The 21894-nt window shown below is 70.8% G+C and carries 17 protein-coding genes; 10 read left to right on the top strand and 7 right to left on the bottom strand.

What is annotated here, in order from left to right:
• Positions 1-28: 28 nt before the first annotated feature.
• Positions 29-1351, bottom strand: a complete 1323-nt coding sequence (locus tag GVY64_RS25290) for an acetyl-CoA C-acetyltransferase (RefSeq protein WP_159846230.1) — start codon at positions 1349-1351, stop codon at positions 29-31.
• 212 nt (positions 1352-1563) lie between these two features.
• On the opposite strand from GVY64_RS25290, the gene GVY64_RS25295 reads away from it, so the two are divergent.
• Both GVY64_RS25295 and GVY64_RS25300 read left to right on the top strand, forming a co-directional pair.
• Positions 1564-2922, top strand: coding sequence for a 3-oxoacyl-ACP reductase (locus tag GVY64_RS25295; protein ID WP_159846233.1), 1359 nt, complete (start codon positions 1564-1566; stop codon positions 2920-2922).
• Positions 2919-3809: a MaoC family dehydratase gene (locus tag GVY64_RS25300; RefSeq protein WP_236567163.1), complete on the top strand. Its 891-nt coding sequence runs from the start codon at positions 2919-2921 to the stop codon at positions 3807-3809. The genes GVY64_RS25295 and GVY64_RS25300 overlap by 4 nt, the downstream gene beginning before the upstream one ends.
• Before the next feature lie 118 nt (positions 3810-3927).
• Here the strand turns inward: GVY64_RS25300 and GVY64_RS25305 are convergent, their stop codons facing one another.
• The 3 genes from GVY64_RS25305 to GVY64_RS25315 form a co-directional block, all read right to left on the bottom strand.
• Positions 3928-5178, bottom strand: coding sequence for a DUF5685 family protein (locus GVY64_RS25305; protein ID WP_159846236.1), 1251 nt, complete (start codon positions 5176-5178; stop codon positions 3928-3930).
• Positions 5179-5288: 110 nt separating this feature from the next.
• On the bottom strand, positions 5289-5888 hold the full coding sequence (locus tag GVY64_RS25310; RefSeq protein WP_159846239.1) for a TetR/AcrR family transcriptional regulator: 600 nt from the start codon (positions 5886-5888) through the stop codon (positions 5289-5291).
• A 99-nt stretch (positions 5889-5987) separates the two neighbouring features.
• Positions 5988-7148, bottom strand: coding sequence for a glycoside hydrolase family 3 N-terminal domain-containing protein (locus GVY64_RS25315; protein WP_159846242.1), 1161 nt, complete (start codon positions 7146-7148; stop codon positions 5988-5990).
• A 488-nt stretch (positions 7149-7636) separates the two neighbouring features.
• Here GVY64_RS25315 and GVY64_RS25320 point away from each other — a divergent pair, with 488 nt between their 5' ends.
• The 6 genes from GVY64_RS25320 (at position 7637) to GVY64_RS25345 (ending at position 15351) form a co-directional block, all read left to right on the top strand.
• Entirely contained in the window at positions 7637-8224 is a 588-nt protein-coding gene (locus tag GVY64_RS25320; protein ID WP_159846245.1) for a hypothetical protein, read from the top strand.
• Positions 8225-8435: 211 nt separating this feature from the next.
• Positions 8436-8924 (top strand): universal stress protein, encoded by a 489-nt coding sequence (locus tag GVY64_RS25325; protein WP_159846551.1) that lies wholly within the window; start codon positions 8436-8438, stop codon positions 8922-8924.
• Positions 8925-8977: 53 nt separating this feature from the next.
• Entirely contained in the window at positions 8978-10072 is a 1095-nt protein-coding gene (locus tag GVY64_RS25330; protein ID WP_159846248.1) for an isochorismate synthase, read from the top strand.
• Between the two features lie 147 nt (positions 10073-10219).
• Positions 10220-10390, top strand: coding sequence for a DUF2613 domain-containing protein (locus GVY64_RS25335; RefSeq protein ID WP_159846251.1), 171 nt, complete (start codon positions 10220-10222; stop codon positions 10388-10390).
• Entirely contained in the window at positions 10371-14732 is a 4362-nt protein-coding gene (locus tag GVY64_RS25340) for an alpha-(1->3)-arabinofuranosyltransferase (RefSeq protein WP_159846254.1), read from the top strand. Before GVY64_RS25335 ends, GVY64_RS25340 begins: the two co-directional genes overlap by 20 nt.
• A 172-nt stretch (positions 14733-14904) precedes the next feature.
• Positions 14905-15351 (top strand): DinB family protein, encoded by a 447-nt coding sequence (locus GVY64_RS25345; protein WP_159846554.1) that lies wholly within the window; start codon positions 14905-14907, stop codon positions 15349-15351.
• Positions 15352-15367: 16 nt separating this feature from the next.
• On the opposite strand, the gene GVY64_RS25350 is transcribed toward GVY64_RS25345, so the two are convergent.
• Positions 15368-16552 carry an acyltransferase family protein gene (locus tag GVY64_RS25350; protein ID WP_159846257.1) on the bottom strand — a complete coding sequence of 395 codons (1185 nt, stop codon included), beginning with the start codon at positions 16550-16552 and terminating at the stop codon, positions 15368-15370.
• 203 nt (positions 16553-16755) lie between these two features.
• Between GVY64_RS25350 and GVY64_RS25355 the strand changes: the two genes are divergently transcribed.
• Complete coding sequence (locus GVY64_RS25355; RefSeq protein WP_159846260.1) at positions 16756-17916, top strand: DUF3068 domain-containing protein; 1161 nt, start codon at positions 16756-16758, stop codon at positions 17914-17916.
• 67 nt (positions 17917-17983) lie between these two features.
• Here the strand turns inward: GVY64_RS25355 and GVY64_RS25360 are convergent, their stop codons facing one another.
• Positions 17984-18343, bottom strand: a complete 360-nt coding sequence (locus GVY64_RS25360) for a VOC family protein (RefSeq protein ID WP_159846263.1) — start codon at positions 18341-18343, stop codon at positions 17984-17986.
• A 24-nt stretch (positions 18344-18367) separates the two neighbouring features.
• Positions 18368-19540: a polysaccharide biosynthesis protein gene (locus GVY64_RS25365; protein WP_236567181.1), complete on the bottom strand. Its 1173-nt coding sequence runs from the start codon at positions 19538-19540 to the stop codon at positions 18368-18370.
• A 251-nt stretch (positions 19541-19791) separates the two neighbouring features.
• Here GVY64_RS25365 and GVY64_RS38025 point away from each other — a divergent pair, with 251 nt between their 5' ends.
• Positions 19792-21879, top strand: coding sequence for a hypothetical protein (locus GVY64_RS38025; protein WP_236567164.1), 2088 nt, complete (start codon positions 19792-19794; stop codon positions 21877-21879).
• The last annotated feature ends 15 nt before the right edge of the window (positions 21880-21894 follow it).

Consider the following 21894-nt stretch of genomic DNA (forward strand, 5'->3'; position numbering starts at 1 on the left):
AATTCCGGCCGGACCACGTGGACGCGACTCAGCGCTCCAGGATGGCGACCACGCCCTGGCCGCCCGCGGCGCAGATGGAGATCAGCGCGCGGCCGGAGCCCTTCTCGGCCAGCTGCTTCGCGGTGGCGGCCACGATGCGGCCGCCGGTGGCGGCGAACGGGTGACCCGCGGCCAGCGACGAGCCGTTGACGTTCAACTTGCTGCGATCGATCGAGCCGAGCGCGCCGTCGAGACCGAGGCGCTCCTTGCAGTAGGCGTCGGACTCCCAGGCGGCCAGGGTGGCCAGCACCACCGAGGCGAAGGCCTCGTGGATCTCGTAGTAGTCGAAGTCCTGCAAGGTCAGGCCGTTGCGGGCGAGCAGGCGCGGCACCGCGTAGGTCGGCGCCATCAGCAGACCGTCGGGGCCGTGGATGTAGTCGACCGCCGCGACCTCGCTGTCGACCAGGTGGGCCAGCACCGGCAGGTTCCGCTCGGCGGCCCATTCCTCGCTCGACAGCAGCACCGCGGAGGCGCCGTCGGTCAGCGGGGTGGAGTTGCCCGCGGTCATGGTCGCGTCGCCCGCCTTGACCCCGAAGACCGGCTTCAGCGTCGCCAGCTTCTCGATCGAGGAGTTCGGCCGCAGGTTGTCGTCGCGGGTGAGGCCGAGGAACGGCGTGATCAGGTCGTCGAAGAAACCGCGGTCGTAGGCGGCCGCCATGTTCTTGTGCGACAGGTAGGCCAGCTCGTCCTGGGCTTCGCGCGGGATGCCGAATTCCTTGGCGGTGATGGCGGCGTGCTCACCCATCGACAAGCCGGTGCGCGGCTCGGCGTTGCGCGGGATCTCGATGCCGAGCATGCTCGGGCGCAGCTGGCCGACCAGCTTGAGACGGTCCTTGTTCGTCTTGGCGCGGTTGGCGTCGAGCATCCATTCGCGCATGCCCTCGCTCACGCCGATCGGGGCGTCGGAGGTGGTGTCGGTGCCGCCGCCCACACCTGCTTCGATCCGGCCTGCCGCGATCGCGTCACCGACGGTGACGATCGCCTGCAGGCCGGTGCCGCAGGCCAGCTGGAGGTCGTGGGCCGGGGTGTAGGGGCTGAGCTTGCTGCCGAGCACGCTCTCCCGGATCAGGCCGTGCTCGCCGACCCGCTTCAGGACCGCGCCGCCCACGACCATGCCGAGCCGCTCGCCCTGCAGGCCGAAACGGCTGACCAGCCCGTCCAGCGCGGCGGTGAACATGTCCTGGTTGGAGGCGTGCGCGTACGCCTTGTCGGAGCGAGCGAACGGAATCCGGTTGCCGCCCACGATCGCGACCGGACGGGTGGTCTTACCGGTCTTGGCGATGCTCTTCGCCGAACGGGCTTTGCTAGTCACTCGAGTCTCCAAGGTCTCGTGGATGGGTGTCCCGGCGGCCCGGTCGAACGCGGACATTTCCGCGCTGCTCGGCGCCCCGTCGCGGTTGTTTACATTAAACTTACTCTGGAGTAAGTTTAATGTCGACACGTACCCCCGCAAAAGTGCGCCAGCAGACCACGCCGGGGCGATACCCCAGACCCGAGAGACAGAACTCAGAAAAGGTAGGAATAGTGGCAGCCAGCAAGAGCAAGGGTGCTCCCAACCTCTATGGATCGTTCGTACACTCCGCGCCTGGCGCGTTCCTGGCCGGCAAGCTCGGCCTTCCGAAGCCGGAGACGCTGCGCCGCTACGTCAAGGGCGAGCCGCCGCTGTCCGGCCCGGTGCTGATCGGCGGCAAGGGCCGGGTCGCCGAGCCGGTGCGCGCCCTGCTGTCGGACTACACCTTCGCCGACGCGCTGAGCCAGGGCACCAAGTACGGCGCCCTGGTGTTCGACGCCACCGGCATCGGCACCATCGAGGACCTCTCGCAGCTGTTCGAGTTCTTCCAGCCCGCCCTGCGCAGCCTCACCCCGTCCGGCCGCATCGTGGTCATCGGCACCACCCCCGAACTGGCTTCCGGCGTGGACGAGCAGATCGCTCAGCGTGCGCTGGAGGGCTTCACCCGCTCGGTGGCCAAGGAACTGCTTCGCGGCTCCACCGCGCAACTGGTCTACCTGCATCCGGAGGCGTCCGCCACGGCGACCGGCCTGGAGTCGACCCTGCGCTTCCTGCTCTCGGCCAAGTCGGCGTTCGTCGACGGCCAGGTCATCCGGGTCGGCAAGGACGACGCGAGCGCCCCCGCCGACTGGGACCGCCCGCTCGACGGCAAGGTCGCGGTGGTGACCGGCGCGGCGCGCGGCATCGGCGCGACCATCGCCGAGGTGTTCGCCCGTGACGGCGCCCAAGTGATCGTCGCCGACATCCCGGCCGCGGGCGAGGCGCTGTCGCAGACCGCGAACAAAGTGGGCGGCACCGCGCTCGCGCTCGACGTGACCGCGCCCGACGCGGCGGAAAAGCTGGCCGAGTTCGCCACCGAGCGTTTCGGCGGCATCGATATCATCGTGCACAACGCGGGCATCACCCGCGACAAGCTGCTGGCGAACATGGACGAGGGCCGGTGGAACGCGGTCATCAACGTGAATCTCGCCGCGCCGCACCGGATCACCGAGGGCCTGGTGGCCAGGGGCGCGCTGAAGGAGGGCGGCCGCGTGATCGACGTGTCCTCGATCGCGGGCATCGCGGGCAACCGCGGGCAGACCAACTACGGCGCCTCCAAGGCGGGCGTCATCGGCATGGTGAACGCCGAGGCGCCGAAGCTGGCGGAGAAGAACATCACCATCAACGCCGTCGCGCCCGGTTTCATCGAGACCGCCATGACCGCCGCCATCCCGTTGGCCACCCGCGAGGCCGGGCGGCTGATGAGTTCGCTGCTGCAGGGCGGCCAGACCGTGGACGTCGCCGAGACCATCGCCTACTTCGCGAGCCCGGCGTCGAACGCGGTGACCGGCAACGTCGTGCGGGTCTGCGGGCAGAGCCTGATCGGAGCATGATGACCCAGGCTCCGGCAGGCAAGGAGAAGACCGAGGTGATCAGCCTCACCGAACCGCCGAAGAACAGCCGCCTGTTCGTCAAGGCCGCGCTCGGCGCCGTGCCGCTGCTGTCGGCGCGCAAGCCGGCGCTGCCGGACCGGGCGGTGCAGCTCGACGGGCTGCGGGTCGATCCGGATCATCTGGCCGCCTACTGCCGCGCGACCGGCCTGCGGTTCGGCGACGCGCTCCCGCTGACCTATCCGTTCATCCTCACCTTCCCACTGGCCATGCAGCTGGTGGTGGCGCGGGACTTCCCGTTCGTCGCGGTGGGCGCGGTGCACGCGCAGAACGTCATCGAGCGCACCCGGGAGATCTCGGTGAGCGAGCCGTTGGACATTCGCACGCACATCGAGAACCTGCGCGAGCACCCCAAGGGTCTGCTCGTGGACGCGATCAGCGACGTCAAGGTGGGCCGGGAGCTGGTGTGGCACCAAGTGACCACGTTCCTGCACCAGCAGCGCACCTCGCTGTCGGGCGGGCCGAAGCAGGAGCCGAAGCCGGACGAGGTTCCGCCGCCGCCGCTGCGCACCCTGCGGGTGGATCAGAAGACGATCACCCGGTACGCGGCCGCGTCGGGCGATCACAATCCGATCCATACGTCGGCGCTGGGCGCCAAGGCGTTCGGCTTCCCGCGGTCGATCGCCCACGGCATGTGGTCGGCGGCGACCGTTCTCGGCGCGGTCGAGGGCCGGATTCCGGAGCAGACCACGTACTCGGTCAAGTTCGGTAAGCCGATCCTGCTGCCCTCCACCGTCAACCTGTATGCCGACCAGGCAGAAGGCGGGTGGGATCTGGCGCTGCGCCACCCGAAGAAGGGATACCCGCACCTGACGGCGACCCTGCGCTGAGCGGAACCGGAGCCGCACCCGATTCGCGAATCGGGTGCGGCTCCGTACTTTCGGCGAGATCGGCTCGAGCCCCTCCGTCGCACATCCGAGCGGCCGGCTCGCGGCCGCGCGTCTCCGATCAGCAGTCGCAACCGCAGTCGCAGCAGTTGCAGTCCCCGCAATTGCAGCACCCGCAATCGCATTCGCCGCAATCGCTGCAATCGCAGTTGTTGATCCACGCCTCCTTGCGTTCGCCGGTGCACGGTTGCGTGTGGTCGGCGCAGCACGCGTAGCCGGTGCAGTAACCGCCCAAGATGAGCGCGAGGGATTCGCCCACCCCCGGCCGCCGGGTCGGCGGACGGTGACCGGTGCGCGCGCGGACGCCGGCCCCGGCGCGGGAAGCCCCTTCGGACGGCACCGAGCACGTGTGTGTGGCAAGCGCTCCCAGCCCGCCACCGAGCCTCCGCACCACCGCGGTCAGCGGGTCCAGCAGCATCCAGCGCACGGTGGGCACGCGGCTGAGTTCGGCCGCCGCGACGGCCGCGCGCAGGCCCGAATTCGATTGCCGCAGTAGATCATAAGCCTCGGGAATGGTCGTGCCGGTGGCCATGAGGGGGTTGAAGCGATCGTGGGCCGCGTCGTCGTCGTAGTCGGCGAGGGCGTCGGCCAGATGCGCGATCCGGCCGAACTGCCACCCCGCCGCGCGCAACGCCTCCACATTGTCCGGGCGGTCGGCCAGCACGGCGGTGTGGGCGAAGAACTCCGACGCGCACAGCTGAGTGGGCGCGGTCAAGCGGTCCAGCGGATCGGACGACTCCGCCATCGCCGCATGCCAATACGAAGAAGCGGCAAGGGATTCCGGCACCCGTCTCGCCACCGAACCCGAACCGCCCACGGCGGCCGTATTTTTCGCCTCGTGCTCCAGGCCTACCTGAGCGGCGAGCGCCGCGACGAGCGGCTCGACGTCCAGGCCGATCCGCGCCGCGCCGGCGCGAGCCTCGCTGTGCCAGCGCGTCGCGGCTTTCGCCAGCGGCCTGCGCGCGAGCGCGGAGACTTCGCCGTCGTCCACGTGATCGCGAATCTTGGCCGCGGCCAACAGCAGCGACGCCGTGGTGGCGAGTTGCACACCCGGCGAGTCGGCGGTGACCACCGACGCCCGGCGCATGCCGCGCAACGCACACGGCGCCGCGATGATGCGGGTCGTAGCACCGGACTGCGCCTCGGTGAGCATGCTCAGCACCAGCGCGTCCTTGTTGGTGGTGGCGCGGGCGAGCTGACCGTGCCCGTCCCGCAGCCCGAGACACAAACCGCACAGATGCGCCCGCCACTCGGCCGCATCGATTCCATACTTCTGAGCGCCGTGCGCACACGGCCTGAGCAACCCGAACACTTCCGCCCCGTTTCTCTCCGGCTCGTCGAAGGAGCCGGTCCGCGCTGTGCGAACTCACGCACTGTGGCAGGAGGGCGGCGCGGAAGCAACCGGTCCGGGCAATAGGCGGGCTACTCGGCCTTCTTCCGGCCGGCGAGACCGCGCCAGGCCAGATCGTCGAGCAGATCGACCGCCTCGGCGACCTCGATCCGCCCGCTGGCAAGCCGGTCGGCGATGGCCTCGCCCGCGCCGATCACGGCGACCGCGACGACGTCGAAATTCGTCCCCGGCTCGGCGTGCTTCGCACTGGACTCCAGGAGTTTGGCGGTCAGCTCGATGACGCGTTCGCGCGCGTTCTCGATCTCCGAGGCGAACGCCTGCTGGCCGATGGCCTGCCGGTAGAGCACCTGCCAGGAGCGGCGGTTGCGGTCGACGAAGCCGAGGAAGCCCTCCAACGCGGTGCGCACCTGCTCGTGCGGCGTGAGCAGGGGATTTCCCGCGGGTGCGACGGATTCGATGAAGCGCATCCCCTCCCGCTGGATGCAGGCGCGGAACAGTTCGTCCTTGGAGCCGTAGTACAGATACAGCATCGGCTTCGAGATCTTCGCCTCGGCGGCGATCGCGTCCATCGACGTGTCGTGGAAGCCTTTACGCGAGAAGACCTCCACGGCGGCGTCGAGCATCTGCTGCTCGCGTACCGCCCGCGGAAGCCGCTTCGTACCGCCCGCCATCCACACTCCTACCACAGGTTAATCCCATATATTACTCCAAGGTAAGTTCCGGCGGTCCGATTTGCTCACCAGTCGCCCGACTCGGCCGTGCGGCGCGCCTCAGCAGCGCGGCAACGCACCCTTGTAAGCCGCCACCCGCAACACCGACGCATCGACTTGCGCCATCGGCAGTCGTCCACTCGACACCGCCTGCTCCAGCCGGTCGAGCACCTGCGGCACCGCGTCGGTGGTGATCCACAGGGCATTGTCCGCGCCGGCGACCAGTGCGGCTTCGACGGCGTCCGCGATCGACATCCGGCTGGTGATCGCCGCCATGCCGCCGAGATCGTCGGTGAAGATCACCCCGGAGAACGGCGCGGCGCCGTATCCGGTGCCGTCGCGCAGCAACCGCATCGCCTCCGGGCTGATGCTGGCCGGAACGTCCGGGGTGGTCAGTCCGGGCACGTCCAAGTGCCCCACCATCACGCCCGCGCCCGAGCCGATCAGGTTGCGGAACGGCACCAGATCCACGTTCTGCATCTGATCCAGCGGCGGGGTGCGCACCGCTCCGGTGTGCGAGTCGCCCGAACCGGATCCGTGCCCGGGGAAGTGCTTCATCACCGTGCCGACGCCGATCTCGCGCATGGCGCGGATGTAGGCGTCCGCATAGCGGGTGACCACCTCCGGATCGTCGGAGAAGGAGCGGTCGCCGATGACCGAGTCGTCCGGCTGGGAGCTGACGTCCACGTCGGGGGCGAAGTCCATCGTCACGCCGAGATCCTTCAGCGCGCGGCCCCTGGTCAGCGTCGCGCTGTAGAACTGCTCGGGGGTCATGGTCTGCGCCGTCTCCCGCGCCGATGGCGCCGCGCCGATCAGGTCGCGCACCCGCGAGACGCGGCCGCCCTCCTCATCGATGGTCACCATCAGTGGCACCTTGGCCGCCTGCTTGACCTGCGTGATCTGCCCCGAGGCGAGCAGCGCCTGGTCGGTCCATCCGCCCACGAAGATGCCGCCGATCTGCTCGTTGCGCACGACGTTCGTCGCGTCGTCGGCGCCGGTGACGCCGACCGTCAGCAACTGCGCGAGCTTCTCCCGGGTGGTGAACTGCCCGAGGTACCCCGCGTTGCAGTCCGGCGGCGCCGCGCTGGTCGCGGGGATCACGGCGGTGGTCGCTTCCCGCGTGGTGGTGCTCGACGCCGCCGATTCGGTGGAGCCGCCGTTCGAGCAGGCGGTCGCGACGGCGGCGAGAACGGCGAGGACGAGCAGGGGCGTCTTCCGCATAGAGGTCAACCGTACTCGTCGCGACGTGCGCGACCGCACTCGCTACGTCGCTACCGAGCAGGCAACTCACGCGCCGATATCGAATCGTTGCCCCGCGCGTGCCGTACCGGGACCCGGGAGCAACGACCAGAAATCGGGCGCTGACGATTTATGACAGAAGGCGGTCCACCACCTGCCGTTGTGCGGCCGCGGCCGGTTTGCCCCGGATCGCAGGGCGCGGACATAGCACTGATCGACATGCGACAACCGGTCACGCGGGTGCCGGCGGCCCTCGCCGGCGGTCGTACCAGGCTGAGGAGTTGCCGCAGGCCGGGCCGCGCGGGGCGGGCCGTTCCAGGAAGCACGTCCGGCGGGCAGTGGTGTGCGAGCCGATTGCGGAGCCGTCTACGGGGGGGATGCATGACACACAAATCATGTTGCGACGGAACCGATCCGGGTCTGGGTGCGTTCCCACCGTTGCACCGTCCCCTACACGGCAGGATAGCCACATGGACCAGGAGACATCACGGCAAGGCGCCGACCTGCTGGCGGCCGACATCGAGTCGGCTCTCGGTTTCGAGGTACTCATCGACGAAACGATCCCCGGGCATCTTCGCCGGTTGGCCGATCCACCGGGATGGCGGATCGAATTCACCGTCCCGACCTTGAGCGTCATGGTTGGCACCACCCCCGTCGAGCGCACTCCCAACGGTGTGGCGTGCAGGCTGGCCCGGGAAGTCCACGACGACGTCCTGTCCCGCAGTGGAAAGATCTGGCCCGCCGACCCCAAAGGCGGGGACCAGCCTTTGCTCCCCACTCCCGACGGGTGGCACGGGAAGGGCGGCGTCATCCCGTACGGGCAGGTCAAGACGGCGAAGGAGCCTGATGCCGGCCTCGACGGTGTGGTCCGGTGGTGGCTGCCCGACACCTACGACGGACTCATCGCCAGCCGCTCCGGCGACGTGTGGTTCTCCCTCTGGCAATACCAGGGCGACGAACAACTCATCACGCCGGGCATGCCGGTGACATGGGTCATCGGCGAAGGTCGGCACGGAAAGTACTGCAAGGCAAGCGAAGTCCGGCCGGTCGAGCCGTAGCCCGGACGGCTCGCCTATCCGGCCCGGCACTCCGGAAGCCGTCAGGCAGGGTGATGTACCGGCGTGTTCGGTCGGTATGCCGCGACGGCGGGGGAGGGCGGGACGGCCGCGCTGACGTTTGCGCAGGTCATACCGAGGAAAACGGCGGCTCGCCCGGGTCTGCGCGGGGTAATCTCGAGGTATCGCCGTGCGTCCTTCTCAGGAGGTCATCGTGCCCTGCGATCTGATGCTCATCGCCTACGACGGCTCCGAGAACGCCAAGCGCGCCATCACCTACGCCGGTCGGTTCCTCAGCGCCGACCGCGCCGTCGTGCTGACCGCCTGGGAGCCCATGGTGCGGCAAGCCGCTCGCCTGTCCGGGCTGTCGGGTGTCATGCAACCGGAATGGGTGCCGGACGACGAGATCGAGGACATCGCCTACGTCGACGCGCGCGCCACCAATGCCGAGGGCGTGCGGCTGGCCGAACTGGCGGGCCTGAACGCCGAGGCGCGCACCGCCGAATGCACCACCACCATCTGGAACGCCATCGTCGACTGCGCCGACGAACTGGACGTCGACATCATCGTGGCGGGCACCCGTGGCGCGACCGGCATCCGCGCGCTGCTGCACAGCAGCGTCGCCGACGCCGTCCTCAAGCACTGCCACCGTCCCGTCCTGCTCGTCCCGCCCGGCAAGGAATCCTCGAATCGCGCACCGTGAGATGTAAATCGCTCCATCGCCTCGGGGCGTCGCACCGGGGCTAGGTTGGGGTCATGGATGGGTTCCTGCTAGCTCGGGCCGACGGGGTTGTTCGGGGTCATGGGAGCCGAGCCTGCTTCGATGACGCGCGCTCGGCGCAGGCAGCGTTGCGTGAGGGCCGCGCGCCGCTGGTGGTCGGGGCGCTGCCCTTCGACCCCCGCGAGCCCGCCGCGCTCAGCGTGCCGGAGCGCGCGATGCACACCGCGGGTCCATGGCGGCCCGCCGCACTGCCCGACCTGCCCGCGGTGCGGATGGTGACCGAGATCCCGAGCCCCGCCGAGCACGTGGCGCGGGTGACGAAACTGGTCGAGCAGTTGAACGATCCCGCGCAACCGCTGCGCAAGGTGGTCGCGGCGCGAGCGGTGCTGGCCGAGGCGCAGGCCGCGCTCGACCCGGAAGTCGTCGCGGGGCACCTGCTGACCAGGCATCCGCACGCGAACGTCTTCGCGGTCGACCTCACTCCGGCCGGGCGCCCCGGCGCGACGCTGGTGGGCGCGACGCCCGAAGTGCTGATCGCCCGGCAGGGCGACCTGGTGACGCTGCGCCCGCTGGCGGGCACCGCGCCGCGGCGGGCCGACCCGGAAGCCGATGCCGCGCAGGCCCGGGAGTTGCTGGGCAGCGCCAAGAATCGCGAGGAACACGCGTTCGTCATCGACTGGATCCGGGAGCGGCTAGGACCGGTCTGCGCCGAGCTGTCGATCCCGCAGAGCCCGGAACTGGTCAGCACGCACGAGGTGTGGCACCTGGCGACGCCGATCACCGGACGCCTGCGCGACACCGCGATCACCGCGCTCGACCTGGCGCTGCTGCTGCACCCCACGCCCGCGGTCTGCGGCACACCCACCGAACTGGCCCTGGACACCATCACGCGGATCGAGGACGACCGCGGGTTCTATGGGGGCGCCGTCGGCTGGTGCGACGCGGAGGGCGACGGCGCCTGGGTGGTCGCCATCCGGTGCGCGGAGCTCTCGGCCGACGGCCGGACGGCGCGCGCATACGCGGGCGGCGGCATCGTCGCGGCCTCCGACCCGCAGGCGGAACTCGACGAGACCACCGCGAAACTGCGCACCCTGCTCGGCGCGCTGCATTGCGCTCTGCCCACCCCCTGACGCGTCCGGTTCCGTCCGTTTCCGGGTCGTCGCCGCGTGCCTCAGCGGCGATCCGGAGGAGAATCCGCGGCCTGAACGCATACAAATACCGGACGTCCTGCTAGGTTGGCCGGGAACGTGCCTGCATCGACGTATTGGAGTGCCGCGATGAAGTTTGCTGTCCCGGGTGTTGCGAGTGCTGTCGCGGGCGCCGCGCTGGGCGTGCTCAGCGTCTTCCTCATCACCCTCGCGATCCAGCAGAACTCGCGCCCCGAGATCGATCGCAGCGGCGACAAGGACTCCTCGCTGCTGAACAACGTTGAGTACGGCAGCCGCTGACCCGCTGACCTCCGCTTCACCCGCCGACTCGCTCGGATCGTCCGCGGCGCCGGGGCAGCACAGCACCGCGCCGCTGGGCAGACGTTGGTTCGCCGCGACCGTCGTCGTGGCGTTCCTGCTCACCTTCGTGCAGGCGCCCGGCCTCACGGTCGCCGACACCAAATACGACCTGGCGCAGAATCCGCTCGGCTTCCTCGAACGCGCGAGCCATCTGTGGAGCAGCCAGGCGCCGATGGGCCAGGTGCAGAACCAGGCCTACGGCTATTTCTTCCCGCACGGCGCGTTCTTCTCACTCGGCCATCTGCTGGGCGTGCCCGCCTGGATGACGCAACGGATCTGGTGGGCACTGCTGCTGCTCGCCGGATTCTGGGGAATCGTCCGCCTGTGCGAGGCGCTGGGCATCGGCACGCGGGGGTCGCGCGTCGTCGCCGCGCTCGCGTTCGCCCTGTCGCCGCGGGTCTTGACCACCGTCGGGTCGATCTCCTCGGAGACGCTGCCGATGATGCTGGCGCCGTGGGTGCTGCTCGCGCCCGCCGCGCTCGGGGTCGCCGGGCACGCCCGGCGGCGGGGCGGAGCCGCCTCGCCCGCCGGTAGTGCGCTGGCACTGGCTCTGATGGGCTCGGTCAACGCGGTCGCGACGGTGGCCGCCTTCCTGCCCGCGCTGCTGTGGTGGGGCTCCTATCGGCCGAACCGCAATTGGTGGCGCTTCACCGCGGCCTGGATTCCGCTGCTGGTGCTGGCCACGTTCTGGTGGGCGGTGCCGCTGCTGCTGCTCGGCAAGGTGAGTCCGCCGTTCCTGGACTACATCGAGTCGTCGGGGGTGACCACGCAGTGGGCCTCGCTCGGCGAGGTGCTGCGCGGCACCGACAGCTGGACGCCGTTCGTCTCGCCGGAACGCATCGCGGGCGCGGTGCTGGTGACCCAGCCCGCCGCGGTGCTCGCGACCGGGCTGGTGGCGGCGGCGGGCATGGCGGGCCTGGCCCTGCGGTCCATGCCGTACCGGGGCAGGCTCGTGCTGATCCTGTGCGTCGGGCTGGTCGGCATCTGCGCCGGATTCGTCGGTGAGCTGGGCGGACCGTTCGCGGAGTCGGTGCGCGTCTTCCTGGACTCCGGCGGCGCCCCGCTGCGCAACGTGCACAAGCTGGAGCCGCTGATCCGCATCCCGCTCGTGCTGGGGCTGGCGCAGCTGCTCGCCCGGGTTCCGCTGCCCGCCTCCGTGCCGTGGAAGGTCTGGCGCGGCGCGTTCGCGCACCCGGAGCGCGACCGAGCGGTCGCCGTCGCGGCGCTGATCCTGACCGCGCTGGCCCTGTCCACCTCGCTGGCCTGGACCGGCAAGCTCGCGCCGCGCGGCGCCTACGACCGGGTGCCCGAGTACTGGCAGCAGACCGCGGAGTGGCTGAAGGACAATGCCGCCGATACGCGCGCCCTGGTGGTGCCGGGCGCGCCCTTCGGCAGCCAGGTCTGGGGGCTCACTCGTGACGAACCGCTGCAAGCGTTGGCCGCGACGCCGTGGGCGATCCGTGACGCGGTGCCGCTGAATCCGCCCGGCACCATTCGCGCGATGGACTCGGTGCAGCGGCTCATCGCCGACGGGAGACCGTCGGCGGGGCTGGCCGCGACGCTGAACGCGCAGGGCATCGGCGTCGTCGTCCTACGCAACGACCTCGATCCGGAGACCTCGCGCTCGACCCGGCCGATGCTGGCCCACCAGGCGCTCGACGGATCGCCCGGCCTGCGCAAGGTGGCCGAGTTCGGCAACCCGATCGAATCGGTGGTGATCGCCGACGACCTGGTCGCCGACGGTGACCTGCGGCCGCCGTATCGGGCGGTGGAGATCTACCGGGTGGACGCGCCGGGGCGGGGAACGCCCGCCGAGGTGCGCGCAGGCACCGGCGCGCCGAAGGCGTTCCCCGGCGCGTACACCGTCCCGCTCGGCGAAGTCCCGGTGGTGCAGGGCGGACCCGAGGTGCTGGAGCGGATGCGCCGCGATTCCGGCCCGGCCCGCGCGCCCGCGCTGCTCGCCGCCGACGCGACCAGGGCCGGGCTGCCGCTCGGTCCGGTGACCGTCACGGACACGCCGATGGATCGCGAGGCCGATTTCGGCCGGGTGGACAACCACAACTCGGCTTTGCGTGCCCCTGACGACGCTCGCCGCACCTTCAACCTGGTGCCCGACTATCCGGTGCCCGGCGCCGAGCTGGTGCGCGGCGAATGGTCGGGCGCCACGATGACCGCGTCGAGTTCGGCCGCGGACGCCACCCAGCTCGGCGGCTCCGCGCCGGGCAGTTCGACAGCGGCCGTCGTGGACGGTGATCCGGCCACCGCGTGGATCAGCAACGGCACCGAGCACGCCCTCGGGCAGTGGCTGCGGCTCGATCTCGACCGCCCGATCGGAGCCGGGCAGCTGAACCTGACCACGAGTTCGGCCGCCATCGGCGACCCGGTCAAATGGATCGAGGTGCGCACCGCGAACGGCACCGTCTCGGTCCGGGTCTCCGAACCCGGTGCGCCGGTGTCGGTCTCGCTTCCCGCCGGCCGCACGGAATGGTTGACCATCACCGCCATTCGCACCGAGAACGGCTCCGGCGGGGGGCAATTCGGTATCAGCGAACTCGCGCTGGACGACTATTCGATACGTAACGCGCCGGTCCGGGTCGACATCCGCCACCGCACCGTGGTGCCGTCCGCTCCGACGGCCGCACAGGTGCGCGGCTGGGATCTCGGTCAGGAATTCCCCGGCCGCAGTGCCTGTTTCGACGCGCCCGACCGGGTGCGTTGCAGCAAAGGCCTCGCCTTGGCGCCGGAGGAACCCGGAACGTACCAGCGCACGCTGACCGTCCCGGAACCGATGTCGGTAGTCCCCGAACTGACCGTCCGCACCAGACAGGGCCCGGCCCTGGAGGCGCTGCTCACCGACCACGCCCGGCCGGTGGCGCGCGGCAAGGCCGACGTCGGCGATTTGCGGGGGGCCGCTTTCGCCGCGACCGACGGCGATCCCCGCACGAGCTGGACCGCGCCGGAGGATTCGGTCCGCGAACCGACCGGCGGAAGGCCGACACTCACCCTCGAGCTGCCCGAACCCACCCTGGTGACCGGCCTCGAGCTGACCCCCTCCCTCGGCGGCCTGCCCGCGGCGCCCACCTCGGTGACGGTGAACCTGGGTGGCGGTCCGCAGGTGCGGGAGCTGGACGACGACGGACCGGGCACACCCACACGGATCTCTCTGTATCCCACCGTGACCGACCGCATCGAACTCAGCATGCGGACGTGGCGGCCGGTGCTGGACAAGACCGCGCTCGGCTTCGTGCAGACCCAGCCGCCCGGCCTGGCGGAGGTGACGGTGCTGGGGCCGGACTATCCCGCGGCGGCTCCGCTGGACCGCGAGCTCACCGTCCCCTGCGAGCTGGGGCCGACGATCGACGCGGGCGGGCGAACCCTGCGCACCACGGTGACCGCCACCGTCGGCGAATTGCGCTCCGGCGCACCCGTTCCCGCCCGGGTCTGCGCCGACGACGCGCCCGGCGCGCCGGGCGAGCTCGCGTTGCCGCAGGGCCGGGCCGACGTGGCGGTCGGGCCGACCGATCTGTTCTTCGTCGATCGGTTGGGCTTGCCGCGGAGTGGGACGGAAGCCGATGCCGCACCGGGTGCGGACTCGGGGACCCGGCTGCTCGTGCTGCCGTTGAGCACCAACGTCGGGTGGCGCGCGACCAGCGCGGACGGGCGGGTTCTCGACCCCGTGGTGGTCGACGGCTGGCAGCAAGGCTGGCTGCTGCCCGCCGATGCCACCGGCCCGGTGACGATCGCCTTCCCGGTCGACCGGTGGTACCGCCTCGCCATCTTCGGCGGCCTGCTGCTGCTCCTGCCGCTCATGGTCCTGGCCATCCCCCGTCGCACGCGGCCGGCCGCCGCCCGGGCCGAGACGGACGGAGCCGAGCCGGCGGGATCCACCGACCGGCCTGATGCGAGCGCGGCAGTGCCCGGCACTTGGGGCAGGCGCTGGATGGGCGCGGTAGGACTCACCGGGGCGGCCACCTTGATCGCTGGTCCGGTGGGCGCCGCCGGCACGGTCATGGCGTTGGCCGCAACCCGATTCACGCCGTATGTCACCGCCCGTGTGCTCGTCGTCGTGGCGGGGGTGGGCACGACCCTCTCCGCCGCCGCCCTGTCCAAAGGCCCTTGGCGCTCGCCCGACGGTTATATGGGTGGATCCGTGCTGGTGCAGTTGCCCGCTCTGCTCGCGATCATCGCGGTGGGCATCGCGGCGCTGCCCTGGTCGAAACGCGCCGATCGGCCCCGAGTGAGCCGGTCCGACGACTTCGAATCCGGGACGCACGAGCACTGACCGCCCGCGCCGCACACCGGCCCGGCAGCCCCGGCCCACGTGATGCGCAGCGTCGGCGCCCGATCGGACGCGCATTCGCCGTGCACCGCAAGAGCACTCGTTGCTAACGTGACCCCGCGTGAACACCTGTGCCGAATGCGGTTTCGTCTACGACTTGGCTTCGGCGGCCGAGGTGCCGTCGCTGGCGCGGGAGCACGCAGTGGAATACGCCGACCTGCTCGGCGCCGACAGCGCCAAGTTGCGCGAGCGCGGCAAGCCCGATGTGTGGTCGCCGCTGGAGTACGCCTGCCATGTGCGGGACGTGCTGCTGGCGCAACGCGAGCGGGTGCTGGCCGCGCGCCGCTCGGACAACCCGCTCGCCACGGCGATGGGCCGGGACGAGCGCGTCGAGCACGACGGGTACGCCGAGCAGAACCCCGCGGACGTCGCACGTCAGATCCGCGATGCCGCCTTGTTGTTCGCCAACGTGCTCGAGCGCCTCGGCGACGACGACTGGGAGCGGACCCTCGGCTTCCCCTACCCCGAACCCGCGGATCGTTCCCTGCGCTGGCTCGCGGTGCACACCCTGCACGAGCTGCGCCACCACCTGCTGGACATCCACCGGCAGCTCGACGGCTGAGCTCGCGGCTCGCCGATCAGGGCGCGGGCTCGGGCTCTGCGCTTCGCCGCACCCGGTCCCGGCGACGGACCCAGCGCCGTACCGGCTCCTCCACCAGGGCGTAACTTGCCGCCGCGACCGGCAGCGTGATGGCGATCGTGAGGACCAGGACATAGCCGAAGTCGCCCTGGAACGGCAGCAGGCCGAAGACCGGGAACACGATCGACAGCACCGCGAGGTGCCAGATGAAGATCCCGTACGACCAGCGTCCGAGCGTCGCGGCCACCGGCGACTCCAGCCAGCGGTGCCCCCGAGCCGCCGGGTCCCGCAGCACCAGCGGCGCGAGCAACGCGAATCCGATGATCGCGCCCAGACCCATCTTCACCACGTACTGCCAGGGTTCGGCCCGGGTCAACCCGGCGGGACCGGCCAGATCGGTCGCGGCGAGCAGGAAGGCCGCCACCGCGACGCTCCACATCAGTGGCTGATTCGCGCCGACTTTCCACCAGCGTGATAGCCGGACGCTATGTTCGGCGAGCTCCGCGAGGATCATGCCCCCGGCGAACCACGGCAGATAGCCGGGCAGCCAGTTGTCGGCGTGGATCGCGTCAGGAGTGGGCACCGGAATCAAGTTCCAGCCGAGGCTGAGCAGAGCGACGAAAAGCAGCACCGGCACTCGCCACCGCGCCGCGGGTCCGCGCAGGCGCACCAGCGCGAAGGCCAGCACGGGCAAGACCAGATAGAAGGCGACCTCCACCGCGAGACTCCACATCTGGGTGAGGCCGTCGGTGAGCGTCAGGGGCACGTATATCTGCCACAGCGCCAGGTTCGAAACCCACACCCGCAGACCCGCGGTCCCGGACGCACCGGGCAGCAGCACCAGGACCGCGCACACCACGACCCAGTACGCGGGCAGGATGCGCGCGGCACGATGACGCAGGTAGTAGCCGACCGGCGGGGCGGTGTCGAGTCCGCGCGCGGCCGCGGCGTGCGGACGCCACAGCAGGAATCCGGACAGCGCGAAGAACACGGCGACCGCCATGTCGAACCGGCCCCACACCCGGCCGATGACCGGCGTGCCCGCGGCGCCGGTCTGGAACGCGACGTGGGTCAGCAGCACGCCGAGCGCCGCCATGCCGCGCATGCCTTCCAAGGCCGGCACGAACGCGCGCGGGCGCACCCGTTCGGTCACGGGGGCGGCGGTGGGCAGGGTCGCTGTCATCGGGCTCCAGTCTGCCTTGACGAATCCACAGTTGATAACCCGACGTTTCAGATTTCGCGCTAGACTCGGGCGATTTCTCGGCCGTTTCGGCCTCGACGGCGCATGGTACGACATCGGACTGTTAGTGTCGGGGCTCACGAGTGCCGCGGCCTGCCCGCAGTACTCGACGGAGCGACCTGTGTTCTACGACGAGGAGAGTTTGCATGGCACTGAGTGCCGGTACCAGAAGGACGGTGGCCTGCCTGCTCGTGGGTCTCGGCGCGTTGCTGATCGTCGCCGCAATCATGATCCCGACCTACACCGTCGACAAGCTGGCGAAAACTCCCCTCGACCTGGAGATCACCACGATCGCCACGAACCAGCAGGGTGAAGACAGCCTGGTGCTCGACGCCAAGTCGCTCACCGCTCCGGAGGGATCGGCGAAGGTCGACACCAACGTCCCGCTGGTCTCGCAGCGCTTCCTCACCGTCGAGGATCCGGCCGACGCCGAACAGATGACGGTGCAGGCGGGCCAGACGCTGCGGCGCATCGACAAGCAGGGCGACACCGGCCTGCTCACCGCGACCATCGACCGCGTGACCATCGACCGGGTGACCGGCGAGCCGGTCGCCAAGGAGCCGAACGGCTCCATCGCGGTGACCACGAACCCGCAGGGTGAGAGCATCGCCGAGCCGGTGCAGCACACCGGTCTGCAGTACCGGTTCCCGATCGGCACCGAGAAGAAGACCTACCCGTACTTCGATCTCAACGTGCGCAAGACCTACGACGCCAACTTCATCGAAGAGACCGAGATCAACAACACGAAGGTCTACCACTTCCAGATGTCGGTGCCCGCCACCAGCCTGTGGGACGTCGTCCAGGCGCCGACCAACCGGCTGAGCCTGCCCGCCGCCAAGTGGGGCGTCGAGGGCGGCGAGGCCCCGGTGACCATGACCCGCTACTACACCAACACCCGTGACCTGTGGGTGGAACCGCAGACGGGCACGGTCGTCAAGGGCGGCGAGGCGCTGCACCTCTACTACTCGCGCACCGCGGACAAGCCAGAGGTCACCGCACTGAAGTCGCACATCGTGTTCGACGAGAACACGATCGAGTCGCAGCTCGCGGTGGCCAAGGAGAACATCGACAAGCTGTCGCTGTACGGCCGGGTGCTGCCGATCATCCTCGGCGTTCTCGGCGTGATCGCGCTGATCGTGGGCGTGGTCCTCGGCATCCGCGGCGGCTCGGCTCCGACGCCCGCTCGGGCGGGTGGCGCTCCCGGCCAGCGTCCGAGCGGCGCGGCTCCCGCCGCTCCCGCTCCGCGCGTCAACCGCGGTGCCGACGACGCGCCGACCGAACAGATCCGGATCAACAAAGAACCCTGATCGACCGCGCACCTGACTTCGGCTCCCCCGCCTTCCGGCGGGGGAGCCGATTTCGTTTCGGGGTCCGCTACTGTTCGGCGAGCGGATAGGCGACCGGATGCCGCGGCTGATACAGCAGCATCGTGCCCGCGCCCGGCACGCGCAGGTCCACGCAGCGGCCGAAGCCCCGCTCGGCGACCTCGCCCTCGAACCGCGCGCCACGCGACGCGAGCTCGGCCATCGTTCGATCCAGGTCGTCGCACATGAGCGAGATCTCGTGACGCGGCGTTCCTTCGGTGGGGTGCACGCCCAGTTCGCTCGGGCCGGTCGCGAACAACAGCCAGCCGTCGTGAGCGTCGAGGTTCGGCCGGCGCAGGACATCGCGGAAGAACGCGCGGGCCGCCTCCGGATCGTCCGCGTAGACCAGGGTGTGCGCCGCGGTGATCATGGAACGATCGTAGGCGGCGGCGGTTCAACCGACCGGGCGCAGCGGTTCCGGCCGCGTCGTGTGGGAGGCCGCGCGCAGGACGATGACGGCGACCACCACTGTGGTGGTGGCCGCGACCGACACGGCCGTGGTGATCAGCGCGGGAATCGAACGCGCCAGCGACAGCATCAGGGCGACCTCGACGGCCAGCCCCAGCCAGGCGACCAGCGCGAGTGAGGTGCGGTCGACGGCGATAGCCGAGAGCACCGCGCCTTGCAGCACGGCCAGCAGCGCGCCGTGCAGTGCGAACAGCCACAGCAGGCCCTGGATCGGGGCATAGTCCTCGCCCGCCAGCAGCGGGGCGAGCGGCGCGGCGAGCGCGGCTCCGAGCACCGCGATGAGGCCGATTCCGCTGAGCACCGCCAGCGCCGACCGGATCGCGCCGGCGGAGTGCGCGGGTTGCGCCATCCGTGGGTAGAGCACCACACCGACCGCCTGCGGCAGCCAGAAGGCGATCTTGGTGGCGATCGTGCCGAGGGCGTACCGGCTGGCGTCCACATCATCGAGCACGATCCGGACCACGATCAGGTCCGCCGACGACAGCGCCATCATGGCCGCCTGCACCTGGGCGGCCCGCAGCACCGGCAGTACGCCGGGGGCCGCGGCGACCCCGCCCGGCTCGAGGGCGCGGGCGCGCGTGGACGGCGCACCGGCGACGATCCTGGCCAGCAGCGCCGCCGCCGCGATCCCACCCGCCGCCGCCCACAAGGCGAGCGTCGCGCCGCCGCCCAGCGCGAGGAGCACCAGCGCGGGCGCTACCCGGGCGATCCCGGCGACGCCGAGCACCGTGCCCAACGCCCTGAACCGCTTGCCGCCCTGCAACACCCCCTGTTCACCGGACAACAACACCAGTGCGGGCGCCGCGCCCAGCGCCGCCGCGGTGGCGGCCACCCCGACGTTCAGCGTGACGGCGACCAGGGGCACCAGCACCGCGGCCACCAGGGCGACGATCACGGCGCACCGCCACTGGAGCCCGCGCAGCGCCGCCGTTCCCGCGCCGCGCACGACTTCCCTGGCCACCACGTTCTGCAACGCCAGCGCGGGCACCGCGCACAACAGCTGGACCGCGAGCAGACTCGCGAACTCGCTGTAGCCGGTGACCCCCAGCCAGCGCCCGGCCAGCAGCTGCAACAGATACCCGGCGACGTTCGCGGTCATCGCACCGGCCGTCACCCACGTCAGATCCGCCACCACAGGAAACCGACGGACAGCAGACACGCGCTCATCGTCCCACCCGCAAGGCCGATCGCCCGCCCCGCCCCGCTGAAGCACGACCCCAAGCGCCGCCGGGACCCGACGTGCCACGGGGGTTTACCAGCCGGGCGGCGTCCTGCGGGCCGCGGCACCGTCGTGGCTCGGATGCGCACCGCTGGCTCGGCGGCGGGGACCGGGACGTACAGTGCTCAGGCGTGAGCGGGAGCGGTCGGAACCGAGTGGTGGCTGCGGGATACAGCGCGGCGGGGGCACTGCTCGTGACCGGACCTCTGCTGGCGCCGGGATACCTGTTGTTGCGGGACGCGGTGAGCACACCGCGCAGTTATCCGACCGACTCGGCCCTCGGACTCGGCGACGCGGCGCCGCGGGCGGTGCCGCAGGACGCGATGCTGGCCGCGCTTTCGGCGTTCGTCGACGGCGGGCTGCTGGTCAAAGCGATTTTGGTCGTCGCGCTGTGGGCCGCGGCCTACGGCGCGGCGACACTGGCGCGGGAACTGTTGCACGCCTCGCTCGGGCCGCAACTGGTCGCCGCGACCCTCGCGCTGTGGAACCCGTACGTGGCCGAGCGCCTGCTCCAAGGGCACTGGAGTCTGCTGGCAGGCTATGCCGCGCTGCCGTGGACAGCGCTGACCGCCTACCACCTGCGAGCGACGGCCACCGCGAGACGACGTCGGCGAATGCTGGCGAGCACCCCGATAGCGGAGGCCGAGCCGTCCACTACCGCAATCGCGCCACCACCGGGTACGCCCAGCTCGTCCGCTCACCCAGGTGCAGTCCTGCCGAGCGACATCACCAGGCCGCCCATCCACACCGGACCGGCCACCCCGACAGAACCGCCGCCGGGCATATCCGTCGTCGATCACCACGGCGGAGTCGCATCCGGCGATATCGAGCGGCGACCTCCCACATCCACCCGCACATCGGACAGAGACCGGTGGCATCAGCGCATCGTCGCGGCGGCACGGCACGGGCACATCCGGATACCGTCCGCCTGGGCGGCCCTAGCCGGATCACTCGCCGCCGCCGGCCTCACACCGACCGGAGCGCTGCTGGCGGGCGCGACCGCCGTCGCTCTGGTCCATCGGCGGCAACTCGCCGCGATGCTCATCCTCTGGCTGGCCGCCTCGGCGCCGTGGCTCGCCGCGACGGCGCTGTCCGGCGCCGCTACCGAGCCGTCCGATCCCGCGGGTATCGCGGCCTTCGCCGCGCGTGCCGAACCCGGCCTCGGCACGCTCGGCAGCCTGGCCGGGCTCGGCGGAATCTGGAATGCCGAGGCGGTGCCCGGTTCGCGCACCACACTGCTGGCCGCGCTCGGCACCCTGGCGTTGCTGGCGATCGTCGCGCTGGGTGTGCGCTCGGTGGCCGCTGGCGGCTGCGATCCCGACAACCGCCACGTCCGCCGGGCACTGCTGGCGCTCGCGGCGGTCGCGATCCTGTTCCCCGCACTCGGCGCGACAGCCGGGGGTACGCACGCGATGGAATGGCTGGTCGACCACCTGCCCGGTGCGGGTCTGCTGCGAGACACCCAGAAATACACGGCCCTGGCCATGCCCGCCTACGCCGTGTGCGCGGCGGCGGGATGCACGGTGACGACCCGGCTGCTCGCTTCCGCGCGCCGCAACGCGTCGGCGTCCCGGCCCGCGACGGCGTCCTCAACGGTGACGACCACGATCGCCGCAGTATTCGTCGCACTTCTCGTACTGCCGCTCTACGATCTCGCCTGGGGCGTGGGTGGAGCTGTTCGCCCGTCGCACTATCCCGCCGGTTGGCAGCAGGTCGCCGAACGGATCGATGGCCCGGGCGACATCGCGGTGCTGCCCGGCGGGATGTTCCGGAAGTTCCGCTACAGCGGCGCAGCCCCCGTTCTCGACCCCGCGCCGCGCATGCTGCCCAACGACGTTCTGCAGACCGGCGAGCTGCCTGTGCGTGGGCGCACGGTGTCCGGCGAGGGCGCCCGCGCGAGGGAAGTGGAAACGCTGCTGCTCAGGGGTGGTTCCGCAACGAAGTTGGCCCGTCTCGCAGTGGGCTGGGTCCTCGTCGAACGCACCACTCCCGGGCCGCTCGGGGAATCCGCCTCGGCTCTCGGCCGACTGGAGCGCGTCTACGAGGACGCCGACGTCGCGCTGTATCGAGTGCCCGGTGTGGCGGAGCGCGCCCGGCCGACCACCACAGACCGCTCGGTCGCCGCCGCGGCCCACTTACTGTGGGGAACCTTGCTCGTCGCGGGCCCACTCACCGCCCTCGGCACACGAGCCCGATTCCAGCGGAGACCGCGGAACTGACGAACCTCGACGGCG

The sequence above is a fragment of the Nocardia sp. CY41 genome (assembly GCF_009829325.1).
GTDB lineage: Bacteria > Actinomycetota > Actinomycetes > Mycobacteriales > Mycobacteriaceae > Nocardia.

Coding starts and splice junctions, on each gene's coding strand:
- GVY64_RS25300 (WP_236567163.1), top strand. CDS start 2,919: ATGATGACCCAGGCTCCGGCAGGCAAGGAGAAGACCGAGGTGATCAGC.
- GVY64_RS25310 (WP_159846239.1), bottom strand. CDS start 5,888: ATGGCGGGCGGTACGAAGCGGCTTCCGCGGGCGGTACGCGAGCAGCAG.
- GVY64_RS25315 (WP_159846242.1), bottom strand. CDS start 7,148: ATGCGGAAGACGCCCCTGCTCGTCCTCGCCGTTCTCGCCGCCGTCGCG.
- GVY64_RS25320 (WP_159846245.1), top strand. CDS start 7,637: ATGGACCAGGAGACATCACGGCAAGGCGCCGACCTGCTGGCGGCCGAC.
- GVY64_RS25330 (WP_159846248.1), top strand. CDS start 8,978: ATGGATGGGTTCCTGCTAGCTCGGGCCGACGGGGTTGTTCGGGGTCAT.
- GVY64_RS25335 (WP_159846251.1), top strand. CDS start 10,220: ATGAAGTTTGCTGTCCCGGGTGTTGCGAGTGCTGTCGCGGGCGCCGCG.
- GVY64_RS25350 (WP_159846257.1), bottom strand. CDS start 16,552: ATGACAGCGACCCTGCCCACCGCCGCCCCCGTGACCGAACGGGTGCGC.
- GVY64_RS25355 (WP_159846260.1), top strand. CDS start 16,756: ATGGCACTGAGTGCCGGTACCAGAAGGACGGTGGCCTGCCTGCTCGTG.
- GVY64_RS25360 (WP_159846263.1), bottom strand. CDS start 18,343: ATGATCACCGCGGCGCACACCCTGGTCTACGCGGACGATCCGGAGGCG.
- GVY64_RS25365 (WP_236567181.1), bottom strand. CDS start 19,540: ATGACCGCGAACGTCGCCGGGTATCTGTTGCAGCTGCTGGCCGGGCGC.